Here is a 15,950-nt window from a genome sequence, read left to right as displayed (position 1 = left end):
ACGTCCATGAAACTCTTTTTGTAATCGGAGGAGGGATTTGGCACACTTGTAGAACACTTCAATTTCCCCACGAACATCGTAGACCCGGATTATTTCTTCCTCGGAGATTGTGAGATAGGACACAGAATGGCGAGCCGCTCCTTTCAAACGGTGGCGAATGAAAACCATTTTGACTGGAATCCCCAGGGATAGCGCGGTACGAATGGAAACTAAGATCCCCTTACTCTTTACTTGAACCGGGATATTTTTAAAGTCAAGCTCTTGTAGAAATAAGCGGCGCTCACCATCAATTGCTGTACGACCTCACAGGACTGCAACCGAGCGAGGCGACGCTGCTGGATTTTATTCATGGCATGCCCGAAGCAGCGGTCTAGCCGTTGCTGGGGCAGACCCACGAACAACTAATGAATGCCCTGTCGTGCATGCAGATGAAATGGGGTTCTGCGTAGAAGGGGAGGTCACGGAATGTATGTCATTTCGGACGCGTATTGGACCTTATTAAGCGCTCATCCTCATCGTGGAAAACAAGCCATATAAATCACCGGCTTCCTGCCGTTTATTTAGGATTGTCGTCGACGACTGTTTTAGCACGTATTTCAACGCAGGTTATCGATTTAAGTACGCCTTATGAAACGCTCATTTGCTGCGGGAATGTCTCGGTATTGAAGCGTACGACGCACAGAAATAGGCTACGCTTATTCGTGAATTTCAGCAAGGGAGCTGGGACGTCATAAAAGTAGTTGCAAATTATTTAGAATTCATATGGATTTAAATTGAAGGATTTTGCAATCATTTGTCGAATTTAGCACTAGTAAAATATTTCTTATTGGAAGGAGAAGGACTTATTGAAAAAACAGCGTAATTCTCCAATTGAAAAAAAATATATTGATTACATATTTAAGAAAAAGATCCATCCCAAAGAGGTGGTCTATGCATTAAAAAAAGAACCTGATATTAATCAAATTAAGTTAGTAATTAAAAAAATAATAAAATACAAAATAATCAGACCCTATGTTTTAGGGAATATTTTTCCAGATAGTTACAGTGATTTAGGGCAATCGAAAGCACAATTTTTTGTTAACTCATTTAAGGTAAATATAAATTGGATTATGAGCAAAATTGAAATATTCAGCAAGAAAATAAATACTTTTGTTTTTTTGCAAGATAAGTATGAGAAAGAATTATTACGGGGAGATTATCTAACTGCTTGTGAAACCTTGCATGAAATCGATCGTGAGTTAGGAGTGTCTCTTTGGTCTATATCCAATAGGTTCCTTATTGCTGAATTACAAGCCGGTCTAGAAAGTAATAAAGAGATACTTAGTGAGGTTAACAACTGTAATAATAATGTATTTTTAAAAATGTTACTTGATTTCTTAAGTAGAAGAGTTGAAAAGAATATTCCAGCAAACAAATTTGAAGATTCTTTAAGTAGATATCTTGAACAAAACGTAAGTGATTCTAGAATAAAAGAGTATTTCCTATTCAAATTAAATTTATTAGGTCGTTTTGATTACACTGAATTTGCTTCAATTCTTTTTTTAGAAACTAGTTTATCTATAATCGACCAATATTTAAACTTTATATCTGTTTGCCAAACGATTGTTTCGTCTTCAGATAAAGAGCATTTAGGTGTTATTAAGAGTATGATTCCAAGATTGTCAAATATAATTACTGATAGCAGACTAACAAGAATGAATATATTATTTAACTCTAACATTGAATATAATATATCCCTTAATGATAAACTATTTGGTCATGCGCTAGATTGTTATACATTGGGTAATTATGAAGAGTCTTATGTTATATCTAAAGAAAACCTGATAGAAAATGCTAACGTTTTTGAATTTTGTGAACTTTATGTTAAATCTTTAATCAATTTAAATAGACCGGTTGAATTAATTACTGAAAAAGATTCAATTTTAAATAATGTAATAGAACATATGTATAATATTTATATGAGAAATGAAAAAACTAAAGAATCAATTGAATCAGTGAGGAAAATAAACATAAGCTTAGGGATTATGGGATGGAATATCAAACTTAATTTCTATTTAAGTGACAATGTAGAATTTCCGGTTGATACAAATAATAAACTATTATCAGAATTAAATTCAAAATTATTAAATCCTAGGTTTTCTAAAGTTTATAATGAAGCGGGGGAATCATTAAATTACTTACAGACACTTAAAGAACATGATTATTGTAACTTGACAATTACATTTGTCTCAGAAATTATTAAGCAGGCACAATACTATGATAATGCCGTGGATGTTGAAAAATTAAAGAATATTCCTTTAATAAGAATTAATAGGAATTTAGCAGAATTTTATTTTTTGAAGAAAGACAATTATAATGCAATCGAAATATATGAAACACTACTAAATAATGAAGAGTATAAGGATTATGTGAAAATAGGATATATATATGAAGATATTATCTATAATTTATTTAATTGTTATCTTGAAATAGATACGATGGATTCTTTGATCAAAGCGTTACATATAACAATTGATTCATATCTTGAAAATGAAAATTTGATATTACGTTTTGATAAGTATATTTTGTTGGAAAAAATAGAAATGAAGATGGAGCAAAATAATGAATATGGACTATACAAAGATGTCTCACTTACTATCTTAAATTCTATTATTCATTCAACTCATGATATTAATGGTCAACGTAAAATCTATTCGGCTTATGCAAATTTTTTGGCTAACAATAAAATAAAAAAACCTAGTCAATTTAAAGAAGTCTTACATGAAAATCCACAAAGGAAAATGATTTATTTTCTTAGATATATTTGTATTCCTGTTATAATGGATTCCTCACGATTCTTTAAGAATCAGAATGAGATCGATAGCGAGAGAATAGAAATATGTTTACTATTAAAAGAAATGGATATGAAAAATTCAATTAAATATTCTGATGAAGTTAGCAATATAACCAAGAATATTATGATAAAAAAGAGAATACGAGAATTTGAAGAGAGCAAAATATATGTTGACACTAATGGTATTCTAAAGTCAATTGAGACCACATTCAAGCAAGCATTTTTCCGATATAAAGAAATTAGAAGTTTTATTAATAAAGAATATGTATTTGTTGATATAATTTTAGATGAAGGTGAACTGAATTTTGATGATTTATTTGTATTAACTACAGATAATGCAGGGAATAGACGATTGACGAGAGATTATGAATTTGTTGCTTTTAAAGAAATTTTCATTGAAATAAGAGATTTGTTTATATCTAGTAAGGAATATGGTTTAGACTGTTATCTAAGTACAAGGATACGTCATGGAAAATTATTAGCTCAATTGCGTAATGCTTTTGCAATGGAGAAACTTATAACCGAAAAAGATAAAATTACAGGAGATTATATTGAAAATGCTTACTGGACGGAGAAGGTATCAATTTTTTCAGAAGATCAAAAAAACCAAATTAATCTAACATTAAATAGTTTTTCTAAATCTATTGATGAAATAATTACAATGGTGATTTCAAAATGGATTCAAGTTAAAACAGAACATAAAAATAATGAAGGATTATTTGACTTTATTTATTATGAGTCACAAATACTTGCCTTATTTCAAAAATGTAGAAATGTTGATGATTGGGAGGAATTGTTTCAAGAGATCCTAAATGAATTATGGTTAAGAACTGAGAAAAAACTTGAAATTATCAGGGAGAAAATTTCGAAAGACTTAAGTAATTTATTCCTTCAACAAATAAATAAGTTAGAAAGTAATTTAAGGCGATTACTGAATAACATGGATGGTTTAAATGAAGGGCTAAATGAGATTTTTAGGAATATTCCTAGTTGTAGAACGCAAGTCCAATTTCAAGTTGATAAGATTAGTAAGTGGTTTAATCTCCCACAAAACAGGGTGATGATTGATTTTAATAGTGATGAGTTGGTGCAAACTTGTTTGGAAATTATGAATAAATTAAATCCAAACATAGTTTGTGAACCGGAAATATTAATTTGTGATAATTTAAATAATAAAAACGAGTTCATAGGATCTACATTTTCAAGTTTTGTAGATATTTTACTCATTCTTCTGGAGAATATTTATACATATTATAATGACAATAAAGATTTAAAGCGATGGCTCGAAATAAAATTTGAAATAAGCGAAAATCGGGTCAAACTTATAGTGAAAAATAATGTGGCGACTGAGAATGAGAAGTTAACAGCTTTATATGAGGAAGTTAAAGGTATAAATGATAATATTCATCTGAATAACTTAGAAAACATTAGAAGCGAAGGTGGTACAGGTCTTTATAAAGTGAATAAAATCATTAGATTTGATTTGAAACGTAATAATGATTATAAATATTTCATAGAAATTTGTGAGGGTAGATTTATAGTGTTTATTGAGATGAATATCGAGGGGGTTCTTTCAAGTGCGAATTCTTATAGTTGAAGACGATGATGATAAACTATCCCAAGTGAAAAAGTTGTTATTGGAAAAAAATAATGCAATAGAAATAATAGAACGAAAGTCATATAATAGCGGATTGGATGAAATATATAATAATAACTATGATTATATACTTTTAGATATGAGTCTGCCTACATTTGATTTATCTCCGACAGATGATAGTGGTAGATTTCGTTCGTTTGCGGGGATGGATATTCTAGAGGAAATGAAAAGAGATAAGATACTGACAAAGGCAATAGTATTAACACAGTTTGATGTTTTTGGTGAAGGTGGTACATCAACTACACTTAGTGAGTTAATGAATATACTAGATAAGAAATATCAGCCTAATTACCTAGGAACAGTGTATTACAATGCATCACAATCCAATTGGAAAGAAGACTTAGTGCTATATATAAATAAATAGAGGATAGGTGAAACATGATTAAGATACTTATAGTTGATGATGATCAGAATAAAATATCAAAGTATCACGCGGTTTTTTGTGAATATCCTGAAATTAATGTAGACGAAATTGATGTAGCTCCAGATATTATTAATGCTGAACGGCTACTATCAGATAACAATTATGATCTCTTAATATTAGATATACAATTACCTACTAGATTTGGAGGGGAAATATTAAAGAATGGTGGAGTCGAGTTTTTGAAAGAATTGAAGAAAAATCCTGAACTAAATAAACCTTATCACATTATTGGAATTACTTCACACACAGAAGTAATTGAAGAATATAAGATTTTTTTTGAAAATGAAGTTTGGACACTTATTAATTTTGAAGAGCAATATAATGATTGGAAGACGAAGTTATCGAAAAAGATTTCTTATTTAATTCAATCAAAAAAAGCAATAGTTTATAATGTGAAAGAAAATTATAATTATGATATTGCAATAATTACTGCCCTTAAGTCTGAATTGGAACATATCTTAGAATTACCTGGTGGTTGGGAAAAAGAATCATTTAATTCTGATTCTTCTATTACTTACTACAAGGGTACCTTTAAAAATGAACACAAAATTTTAAAAGTTGTGGCAGCAAGTTGCCCACAAATGGGGATGACTGCTGCAGCAACCACTTCAATAAAATTAATAAATAATTATAGACCAAGAAATTTAGTAATGTTAGGAATTGCTGCTGGAATTAGAGGGAAGGTGAACTTTGGTGATATTCTTATTGCCGAGCATTCATGGGATTATGGTAGTGGAAAAACAAGGTATGTGAAGAAGCTAGGCAAGTCAGTATTCTTACCAGATCCAAAACCAATTGTTATGGATCCTGATATAAAAGAAAAATTTGAACAGTTCGGAAATAAAACTGTTTCTGAAATCTATTCTAAATATAAGGGTGTTAAACCTGAAACAGTATTAAAGACTGTTATCGGACCAATAGCATCTGGAGCAGCAGTTATTGAAAACCCACAATTAATAGAAGATCAGATATTACAACAAACTAGAAAACTTATAGGGATAGAAATGGAGATCTATGGTGTGTACTATGCTGGTAGGTATTGTACCGACCCGAAACCTAAAACTTTTGCGATCAAATCAGTTTGTGATTTTGGTGATGAAGAGAAAAATGATGCATTCCAATCTTTTGCTGGCTATACTAGTGCGCAATTTTTTTATAATTTTGCTCTTGAATCGCTTTAAGAATTGAGTTGAAGTAGTGGTATTTAATTCTCTTCTTTTTAATTTGACTCACTAGCGTTGCAGAAAAACTCTGAGTCTCTGAAAAGTGAATATACAAAAAATTAATGTTCGGCATGAAATAAAAAAGGTGGAATAGCTCTCATATAGTAGTTCGTTAATTTGGTTGAATTATACATTTTTGGAGTCTTTAAAATATGATGTATAGTGCGGCCGGGCAAGGTCGTTCATTCTAGTGGGTGGGAGTCCCATCAGGATAAAGCCTAACCAGCAGTCCTGTAGCTAGTTCTTGGAGGCTAATCGGTAACGATTGGTTTTAAGCGTAGAACGGCAATATAACGGGCCGAAAGCGCAAGCTGAAGTGATTGAGCCCCGAAAATACGTGGAGACAGGCCGATGTAGTTACACATGCAGAAGGCAGAATCCGTTCAAGCGATAAGGTGAGTTTGAACGGGCGCTCCGGGTCTTAGAGCTTGGCACGTTACAGATCGAGAATGAACGGCAACCCGGGAGACCCTATCTCTTCCTCAAATCAGTGGGTATGCCGTACAAGCGAAAATCAAGCAAGGAAAGCAAATGAGAGATAGGGAGTCGGATGGCTGAGTAGTATCAAAAAAGCTGCGTAATGGCAGTGGAGAAAAGGCAGCCACATCAGAAGGTCTTGACGAAGGACACAATTGCCACACGCAGAGGTGGAAACGAATTGGAAACGAAACTTGTTAAGATAGCACAATTAGCCAAAGAAGAGCCCAAAGAGACATTCACAAGTTTGATACATTTGCTGGACGAAGAAGCGTTATCTATGTGTCACCGGGAGTTAAACGGGAACAAGGCCGTCGGAGTGGACGAGGTAACGAAAGCGAAGTACGAGGAGAATCTAAGCGTGAATTAAAGAGAAACCCAAATGTCTTGAGAAAGATGTAGGGTTTCCCGACAGCCTGCGCCTGAACCCTTGAAGGCTCAGGCTTGTTTTTAGTTTCTCGCAAATACAATAAATCACATTTGTAGTTAATCAAGGATGATTTCAGCAACACAACAGGCGGGAAGGTCAATAAATAAGCCATTGTTCTTTACGGTAATAGGGTGCATCGTTTTAATCTCTACCTGAGGTGGTTGTCCAAATGGGTTATGGCTATTCATATCGCCGGAGATGTAACGAACTTCGGCAGAAGAAAACATTTTTCCATTAAGCAGAACCTGTGCCTGTTGAGGCTCATCTACGGATAGATTTACAACGGTTACATGAATCCTGCCATCAGCTCGCTCAGAAGCGCTAACGTGCAGTGCAGGCACTGGAGCTTCCTCTGTACCAGTCAAATCTTGCTGCACATAGCTTTCAATAAGTGTGGAGTCTTGATGTCCTTTAAAAAGATCGAATACATGGTAGGTGGGAGTAAGTATCATCTCTTCCCCTTCTGTTAAAATCACCGATTGGAGGACATTTACCATTTGTGCAAGATTGGCCATATGCACCCGATCACTATGGGTATTAAAAATATTTAGCGACACCGCAGCGACAATTGCATCACGCATGGTGTTTTGCTGGAAAAGGTAAGCAGGATTGGTTTCAGGCTCAACCTCATGCCAAGTCCCCCATTCGTCCAAAATAATTGACACTTGGCATTCAGGGTCGTATTGATCCATCACATGTTTATGTCTGCGGATCAGCTCATCCATATACAATGCCCGGCGCAGTGTTCGATAATAGTTAGCTTCGTCAAAGCCCACAGCGGGTCCTTTGCGCTCCCACGGGTATGGTTCCGTTTCGTAATATGCAGGCATGGTGTAATAGTGCAGCGATAGACCGTTCATCCTTTTCCCCGCAAGGCGCATCAAGGTTTCCGTCCATTTATAATCGTTTCCATCAGCGCCGCAAGCAACTCGGAAAATCTTATTGCTGTCATAATTGCGAACGAATGTTTCGAAGCGTTTGTATACATCCGCATAATAATCCGGACTCATATGCCCGCCGCAGGCCCAGTTCTCGTTGCCAATTCCCAAGAACTCGACCTTCCAAGGCTTATCACGACCGTTTTGGCGTCGCCAGTCGGCCATCGGTGATTCACCGCCGAAGGTCATGTATTCTACCCATTCGCTTACTTCCCGCGGAGTACCAGAACCAACGTTTGCGGCAATATAGGCAGATGCCCCAATCTGCTCGCAAAGATCTAAAAACTCATGAGTACCGAAGGAGTTGTCCTCTACCACACCACCCCAACCGGCATTAACCATGCGCTTGCGATCAGTCCCAACGCCGTCTTTCCAATTATAATATTCGGCGAAGCATCCGCCGGGCCAGCGCAATACCGGAACCTTGATATGGCGCAATGCTTCTACAACATCGGTGCGTATTCCACGGATATGGGGAATTGGACTGTTCTCACCTACATACAAGCCGTTATAAATGCCACGGCCTAAATGTTCCGAGAAGTGACCGTATATGTTTTTGTTGATTTTGGAATACTTTCGACCTGCGTTTATGAACAATAAAACCATGAATATCCTCTCCCATTCACTAGATGATGTTCCTTTTATTTTTTCAATATAGCGCTTTCATTCATTCGATTGCAAATTAAAAACAGCATATCGGCATGATTGTAAACAAATGATAAGATAGTTGAAAATGGTTAGGACTATCACAATTAATGAAGTAGACGAATGGTAAACATGTAATAACTAGATAATAGCGAATTCATAAATTTGGAGATATAGTTGAGTTGTTATTTAATGCTTAACTATTAAAAGGGGGCTATGAGTGTGAAAAGTAGAATGTTATCTAGAACAGTTACTATTTTAAGTTGTGTGCTGCTGACAACAGGAGTTTTATCAGCGTGCAATACCAATTCTTCGAGCAATAAACCGACTAACAGTCCAACGGGAAGTAACACAATGAATGAGTCAAATGGAGAAGTTTCAGAAAATAAGGATCCTTTAGGGAAATATAATAAAGCGCTTACAATTAGATTTGCCCGTGATGTGGATAATGATATGCAGGATAACATTATTCCTAAAACACCAGGAGAGACAGTAGATGACAATCGCTGGCTTAAGGCGTATTCGGAAAAGCTGGGGATTGATGTTAAATACGATTGGACGGTAAAGGGCGGAGATGCCTACACCCAAAAAATTAACGTTACATTGGCATCAGGTGAAATCCCTGACATGCTTCGCGTAACGGGCTCTCAGATGAAGCAAATGGCCGATGCTGACATGATAGAGGATCTGAAACCATATTGGGATACGTATGCTTCTGATCTTCTGAAGGAATTGTACACGGTTCAAGGACCTGCTGTACTCAATGCTGCATCAATGGATGGGAAAATGATGGGAATGGGTCCTGCAGAGGTTTACGGCGACGGCACATTCCTATGGATTCGCACCGATTGGCTGGAAAATTTAGGGATAGACGCGCCTAAAACAATGGACGATGTCCTGGCCATAAGTAAAGCATTCACAAGTCAGGATCCGGATAAGAACAATATAAATGATACCTACGGTCTCGCTATTACAAAGGATCTATACGGCGGTGCGATGGGATTAGAAGGGTTCTTTACCGGTTACCATGCTTACCCTAATATGTGGATAGATGATGGTTCAGGAAATTTAGTATGGGGCAGTACCCTTCCAGAAGTAAAGGAAGCTTTGAAAGCGCTCTCTACAATGTATAAGGACGGCCAGATTGATAAGGAATTTGGTGTAAAGGATGGCGGCAAGGTAGCGGAAACGATTGCATCTGGTAAGGTTGGCATGGAGTTCGGCGCGCAATGGAACCCTATGTATCCGCTTATTAGCAACTATCAGAACGATCCAACAGCAAATTGGGAAGGATACGCCTTGGTATCCGTAGATGACAAGCCTGCACTTTCACCTCAGAATTTTGGAGCTTCTGAGTTCTGGGTTGTTAAAAAGGGTTTCTCGAATCCGGAAGCATTGATCAAAATGTTTAATCTTCACGTAGAGCTAAACTGGGGGAAAACAGGCGATTTTGATAACTACTATATGCCTGCCGCAAATGACAGCGTAGGGGTGTGGAAGTATTCGCCGGTTCAACCGTATCCACCATTTAAAAATCTTAATGCGTTTAAAGAGATTCAGGCAGCTCGTTCCAATAATACATTGGATCAGTTGACTGGCGAAGCGCAATCTATTCAAAACAACATCAAAGCGTTTGAAAATGGAGATACCTCTCAATGGGGCTGGCCTAAAATCTATGGTGTGGACGGGGTATATCGACATAGCGTTGAATACGTGGATAAGGATCAATTTATGCTGGAGTCCTTCGCAGGCTCGCCAACCAAAACAATGGCGGAAAAACAGTCCACGCTGAAATCTCTGGAAACGGAAGTATTCGTGAAGCTCATTATGGGTGCTGCCCCAATTGACGATTTCGACAAGTTCGTGGAGAACTGGAATAAGCTTGGTGGTGCCGATATGACTAAAGAAGTCAATGAGTGGTATGCTTCTGTAGAAAAATAATAGCAACAAAGAGAAAGGATGCTAGGCTTTTTAGAGAGTGTCCTTTCTCTTATTATTCCCATTCCCAATCATAGAAAAGAAACAGGGTGAATCGTATGTTACAAAGAAGATGGAAAAGGGAAATACCACTGCATTTAATTATATTGCCTGGGTTTCTTTTTTTGATTGTTTTTAGTTATCTCCCCATAGGAGGTATCATCATTGCGTTCCAGAAGTTTATTCCGGCCAAGGGTTTGTTTGGCGATCAGCAATGGGTGGGACTGAGCAATTTTCAGTATGTCATGAACATGCCCAATTTCAACAGTATCATGTGGAATACGCTTTACATTGCGGTATTGAAAATCATTTTGGGACTTTTTGTACCTATCGTGATTGCGATTCTTTTAAACGAAGTCAAGCATGCCGGTATGAAACGAGGAGTTCAGACCGCCATTTATTTGCCCCACTTTTTATCCTGGGTTGTATTAGGCGGCATCTTTATAGAAATTTTATCGCCTACTGACGGCTTGGTAAATCAAGTCATTCAACTGTTTGGCTTTGAACCTATCTTTTTCCTTGGGGATAACAAATGGTTCCCTATAACCATGATATTGACTGATTCATGGAAGGAGTTTGGTTATGGTACGATCATCTATCTGGCGGCGATTACGGGCATTAACCCGGATTTATATGAAGCAGCACAGATTGATGGAGCTAATCGTTGGAAGCAGACCCTGAATGTGACCCTTCCGGGTATGAAGATGGTTATCGTTTTACTTATGGTTCTTAATTTAGGCAATTTGCTAAATGCCGGTTTTGATCAGATTTTCAATATGTACAGCCCAATGGTATACGAAAGCGGGGATATCCTTGATACCTTTGTATACCGCATCGGTTTATTGGATGCCCAATTCGGTATAGCAACAGCAGTAGGATTATTTAAGTCTGTTGTCGCACTTATACTCGTATCTGTGTCATATTTCATCGCCTATAAGGTTGCGGATTATAGGATTTTCTAGGGGGAGCTATTATGCATGTACAAAAGAAGATCGACTGGTTTGCCATATTTAATTCTTGCTTTCTCGCGTTAGTTGCATTGTTTTGTTTGATTCCGATGATTCACATACTGGCCGTTTCATTCAGCTCCAGCGCCGTTGCGGCAACTGGTACGGTAACTTTGTGGCCCAAGGATTTTACATTAGCCTCCTACGAATTTGTGGCGCAGCGGGCAGCCTTCTGGCAATCGATGTTTATATCTTTGCAGCGTATCCTTTTTGGCGGCGCTATTAATCTCTTACTCACAATAATGGTAGCCTATCCGCTCTCTAAGGAAAATGGCGAATTCCGCTTTCGCAGCTTTTACTCATGGAGCTTCTTCATTACAATGATATTTGGCGCTGGACTAATTCCTACCTATATGGTCATCAGACAGCTTGGATTGATGGATACCATTTGGGCGCTGGTTCTGCCGACCGCAGTACCTGTGTTTAGTGTTATTCTGCTGTTGAATTTTTTTCGGATGATTCCAAAGGAATTAAGCGAGTCAGCCTATATGGACGGCGCTGGACACTGGATAACTTTATGGCGCATTTATGTTCCGGTTTCCTTGCCGGCCTTAGCGACCATTCTTTTGTTTTCACTCGTTGGTCACTGGAACAGCTGGTTTGATGGCTTGATCTATATGAATGATCCCAGTCATTATCCTATCCAAAGCTACATTCAGACCATTGTAGTTCAACGCTCCTTCAGCACCATGACACCGGAGGAGGCCAAGCTAATGGCAACTATATCAGACAAAACAATGCGATCCGCCCAAATTTTTCTAGGGGCGCTTCCTATTATTTGCGTATATCCGTTCCTTCAACGATTTTTTGTAAAAGGGATGGTGTTGGGAAGTGTTAAAGGGTAGTATGGAAGATATTATAGTTTAAATAGGATTAACTTTAAACAAATAAGGGAGGAGGTGCATATCAGAGGCAGTATTTTCGCAAGATTGGTTGCGACATTTCTAATGGCAATTCTACTTATCATCCTTTTGGGAATTTACATGTATAATTGGAGCCTAAACACAGTAAAGAATGAAATTATAAATTCCTCGACTGCACAAGTATCGTTTTACCTTGAAAGTCTGGAAGATGAGATAGAACGCATAAAAATATTGCAATACGATAGTCTCAACGATGAATATCTTGCTAAGCTTGCCATCCGCCATTCCATTATGAATGAATATGAGACAGTGGAAAGCATGAGAAAACTGCAACAGCGACTCGTTACAATCCATAACAGCAGTTCCTATATTGCTAATGTAAGCGTGCATATTCTCTCTATTCAAAAAACCATATCCTCCACCACCTCCGTAAGTCCTATTGATATGGATAAATTCGAGCACCTCCGGGTGCCGGAAGGGGAGAGGGGGGCGCAGCTGGTGCAGTATGAAGACAAACTCTACTTGACCACACTTCACGCTGGAAACGCTGGTCTATCTCAAATGTACTTGATTGAGGTTGAGATCAATACGACCGCATTGCAAGAAGCACTAGGGCAGTTCCGCACGTATGCCGATAGCGGCACCTTTTTAATCGATTTGACCCACAATATGGTGATACCTGGAAAAGGAAATAATGATGCGGTGCTGCTGGAGGAGCTTGCAGAAAGCCATCTTAAAGTTGAAAGCGGAAACATTGGCTACAACAAGATTAATGGACAAACGATTTATGTTGTTTCCGTGAAGTCAAAATATTTGAACATGCTTTTGCTGCGTTATATCCCGCAGAATTTGATCTTTGTTCCCGTTCAAAGTTTTTATATTTGGTTATGGATATTTACAGGTGTGGGCTTGATGATTATTATTCTCTACTGCGTGTACACTTATAATTTGATTCATAAGCCAATGAGAAAGCTTGTGGGGTCTTTTCGGCAAGTAGAGAGTGGCAACTTCAATGTTCATATTCAAGTAAATAAAAAAAACGAGTTTGGTTATTTGTACAAAGGCTTTAATTCTATGGTTCAGAATGTATCGGCCCTGATCGATCAGGTATATAAGCAGAAGATTCTCAATCAGAAGGCAGAGCTAAAGCAATTGCAGTCTCAGATCAGCCCGCATCTTCTATATAACAGCTTGTTTTTAATTAATACAATGGCAAGAGTAGGGGATGAGAATTTAATTGCTTTTACTAAGCTTTTGGGTGATTATTTTCAGTTTATTACAAGAAATGCTTCGGATTATTTGCCCTTATATGAGGAAGTTGAACATGCACGGACGTATACCGAAATTCAGCTCATGCGTTTTCCTAGCAGATTGTCGATCCATTTTGAAGACTGTCCGGATGCGGTCAGGGATATACAGGTACCTAGACTGATTCTTCAGCCAATAATTGAAAATGCCTTTAAGTACGCTGTGGAAAAAACGAAAGAAAAGGGAAGAATTTCGATAAGCTTTCGTCTCGATGATCGCGCATTGCGTATTATTGTTGAAGATAATGGAGCTCATTTATCGGATCAAACACTGGTATCCGTGCCTAAGCTTTTTTACGATAACACCAATATTGAGACTTCAGGTCTAATCAACATTCATAGACGAATCCGGTTGATTTACGGCGAAGAGAACGGATTGAGTTTAGAGCGAAGCTCTATGGGTGGTTTAAAGGTGACGTTGCGACTTAACCCGAAGGCGAGGGTTTAAGCATGTACAGACTCTTAATTGTAGACAATGAAGAAATGATTGTGAATCATCTTTACGAAATTTTTCGAGGTATGATTCATTTGGATCTTGATGTTTATAAGGCATATAGTGGAGAAGAAGCTATAGAGTGGCTCAATAGAACCAGAATTGATATTGTTCTGACCGATATTGATATGCCCATTTTAAACGGTATGCAGCTAATGGAGGAAATTTTTCGAAGCTGGCCCCAATGCAAAGTTATTTTTTTGACAGGCCACAGTGAATTTGAATACGTTTACAAAGCCATTCAGCATCGGGACGTCAGCTTTATTCTTAAGGCAGAAGATATTGATAAAGTTATTCAAGTTATAGAAGAAACCGTATCAAAAATTCGTAAAGAAATTAAAACGGAAGATTTAATTCGAAATGCAAAAGAACAAATCCACATGGCGTTGAATTTGTTTCAAGAAAATTATTTACTGTGTATTCTAAAGGGGAATCAAGCGGTACAAATTAGCCAAGAACAGTTTGAACAGCTATCGATTCCGATTAATGTGCAATGGCCTGTTACTTTGGTATTGGGCAAGATAGATAAGTTACCTGAGGTCAGTGACTACATGCAGCAGATGCAGCAGGTCTATTCGGTTCGTCAAATTATTCAAAGGTATTTGGCCGCCCATGTGAATATTGCAATTGTTTTAGACGAAAATCATCGGTTTGTCATTTTTGTCCAGCCAAAGGAATCATTATCCATCACATTTCCGGCGAATTCGGATATGATCGAGCATTATTTCAATAAAACGGTTTCTTTCCTTAAAGGCATTTTAGAGGTCATACAGACAGCTTGTCAGGAAAACATCGGTATGCCTGTCAGCTTTACTGTCGGCAGTAAAGCCAGCTGGTGGGATTCTGTTTTCAATCAGTATCATTCGCTGCACCATTTGCTAAATTATCGGATAGGCATTGAAAATACAATACTTTTAGTTGACAGTGAGATAAATGACAATATGGGCAATGAGGTTGGCCCAGTTAATAGCTATGAAGAAGAATTCGATGAAGGAGAGAAGCTGGTAACGGCGCTCAAACTAAAAAATCTTTCTGTTATTGAGCAGCATCTGGAGTCAGGGCATAAGGAGAAGTATTTTGAAGCCTTGGAGCAGCTGCTTGTTCCTTTAAGAGGCATTCGCAGTAAAAATAATGTCAATGCGCAGGAAGCCTATTACACCGTGGCTCTCTATCTTATGTCATATATAAACAGATGGGGACTGAATGTGAAGGTAGCCGGTCAAATTAGTCAGACGCAACTGATGCGTACCGATTTTTTCGAAACATGGAACGCTGCGGCCTTGTACCTGACGGAATTATCTTCTGTTCTTTTTAATATGCAAAAAGTGGATCAGAAGAAGCGGGCGGACCATATGATCGACTACTTACAGGGATTTATTAGGAGTCATTTAGACGAGGATTTGTCACTGGTCAGATTGGCAGAACAAGTACATCTCAATCCATCGTATTTGTCACGCATCTACAAACAGGAAACGGGAAGAAATCTGACTGAGTTTATTGATTCAACTCGGTTAATCAAAGCAAAGGATTTACTTAAGAGTGAAAATTTAAAAATAAGCGACATTGCCCGGCGTGTAGGCTACGAATCGGCTACTTCATTTACTCGCTTTTTTAAAAAAGCAACCGGACATTCGCCACAGGAATACAGAGAAAAGCATATTTTACGGATGCCGTAA

Annotated in this window: 10 protein-coding genes; 9 read left to right on the top strand and 1 reads right to left on the bottom strand. The window is 37.6% G+C overall.

Annotation, left to right across the window (positions count from 1 at the left end; all coding sequences use genetic code 11):
- The first annotated feature begins 845 nt into the window (after positions 1–845).
- The 4 genes from ACSR9A_RS23390 (at position 846) to ACSR9A_RS23375 (ending at position 6,984) form a co-directional block, all read left to right on the top strand.
- A complete protein-coding gene (locus ACSR9A_RS23390; RefSeq protein ID WP_473759819.1) occupies positions 846–4,430 on the top strand; it encodes a hypothetical protein in 3,585 nt (1,194 codons plus the stop codon).
- On the top strand, positions 4,411–4,854 hold the full coding sequence (locus ACSR9A_RS23385) for a hypothetical protein (RefSeq protein WP_473759817.1): 444 nt from the start codon (positions 4,411–4,413) through the stop codon (positions 4,852–4,854). The genes ACSR9A_RS23390 and ACSR9A_RS23385 overlap by 20 nt, the downstream gene beginning before the upstream one ends.
- Before the next feature lie 14 nt (positions 4,855–4,868).
- Complete coding sequence (locus ACSR9A_RS23380) at positions 4,869–6,095, top strand: phosphorylase family protein (protein ID WP_473759815.1); 1,227 nt, start codon at positions 4,869–4,871, stop codon at positions 6,093–6,095.
- A gap of 700 nt (positions 6,096–6,795) precedes the next feature.
- On the top strand, positions 6,796–6,984 hold the full coding sequence (locus ACSR9A_RS23375; protein WP_473759813.1) for a hypothetical protein: 189 nt from the start codon (positions 6,796–6,798) through the stop codon (positions 6,982–6,984).
- Between the two features lie 116 nt (positions 6,985–7,100).
- On the opposite strand, the gene ACSR9A_RS23370 is transcribed toward ACSR9A_RS23375, so the two are convergent.
- Positions 7,101–8,588 carry an alpha-N-arabinofuranosidase gene (locus ACSR9A_RS23370; RefSeq protein ID WP_473759812.1) on the bottom strand — a complete coding sequence of 496 codons (1,488 nt, stop codon included), beginning with the start codon at positions 8,586–8,588 and terminating at the stop codon, positions 7,101–7,103.
- Between the two features lie 393 nt (positions 8,589–8,981).
- Here ACSR9A_RS23370 and ACSR9A_RS23365 point away from each other — a divergent pair, with 393 nt between their 5' ends.
- The 5 genes from ACSR9A_RS23365 (at position 8,982) to ACSR9A_RS23345 (ending at position 15,950) form a co-directional block, all read left to right on the top strand.
- The gene (locus ACSR9A_RS23365; protein ID WP_473759811.1) at positions 8,982–10,568 is read left to right on the top strand and encodes an extracellular solute-binding protein; all 1,587 of its coding nucleotides are present in this window, start codon (positions 8,982–8,984) and stop codon (positions 10,566–10,568) included.
- Between the two features lie 95 nt (positions 10,569–10,663).
- A complete protein-coding gene (locus ACSR9A_RS23360) occupies positions 10,664–11,566 on the top strand; it encodes an ABC transporter permease (RefSeq protein WP_341282098.1) in 903 nt (300 codons plus the stop codon).
- Positions 11,567–11,577: 11 nt separating this feature from the next.
- Positions 11,578–12,456, top strand: a complete 879-nt coding sequence (locus ACSR9A_RS23355; protein ID WP_473759809.1) for a carbohydrate ABC transporter permease — start codon at positions 11,578–11,580, stop codon at positions 12,454–12,456.
- A gap of 102 nt (positions 12,457–12,558) precedes the next feature.
- Positions 12,559–14,229 (top strand): sensor histidine kinase, encoded by a 1,671-nt coding sequence (locus tag ACSR9A_RS23350; RefSeq protein WP_473759807.1) that lies wholly within the window; start codon positions 12,559–12,561, stop codon positions 14,227–14,229.
- A gap of 2 nt (positions 14,230–14,231) precedes the next feature.
- Complete coding sequence (locus tag ACSR9A_RS23345) at positions 14,232–15,950, top strand: response regulator transcription factor (protein ID WP_473759805.1); 1,719 nt, start codon at positions 14,232–14,234, stop codon at positions 15,948–15,950.

The organism is Paenibacillus sp. R-74696, assembly GCF_055814915.1.
Note: the sequence above shows the minus strand (reverse complement) of the source record. Positions and strands in the feature narration are given on the sequence as shown.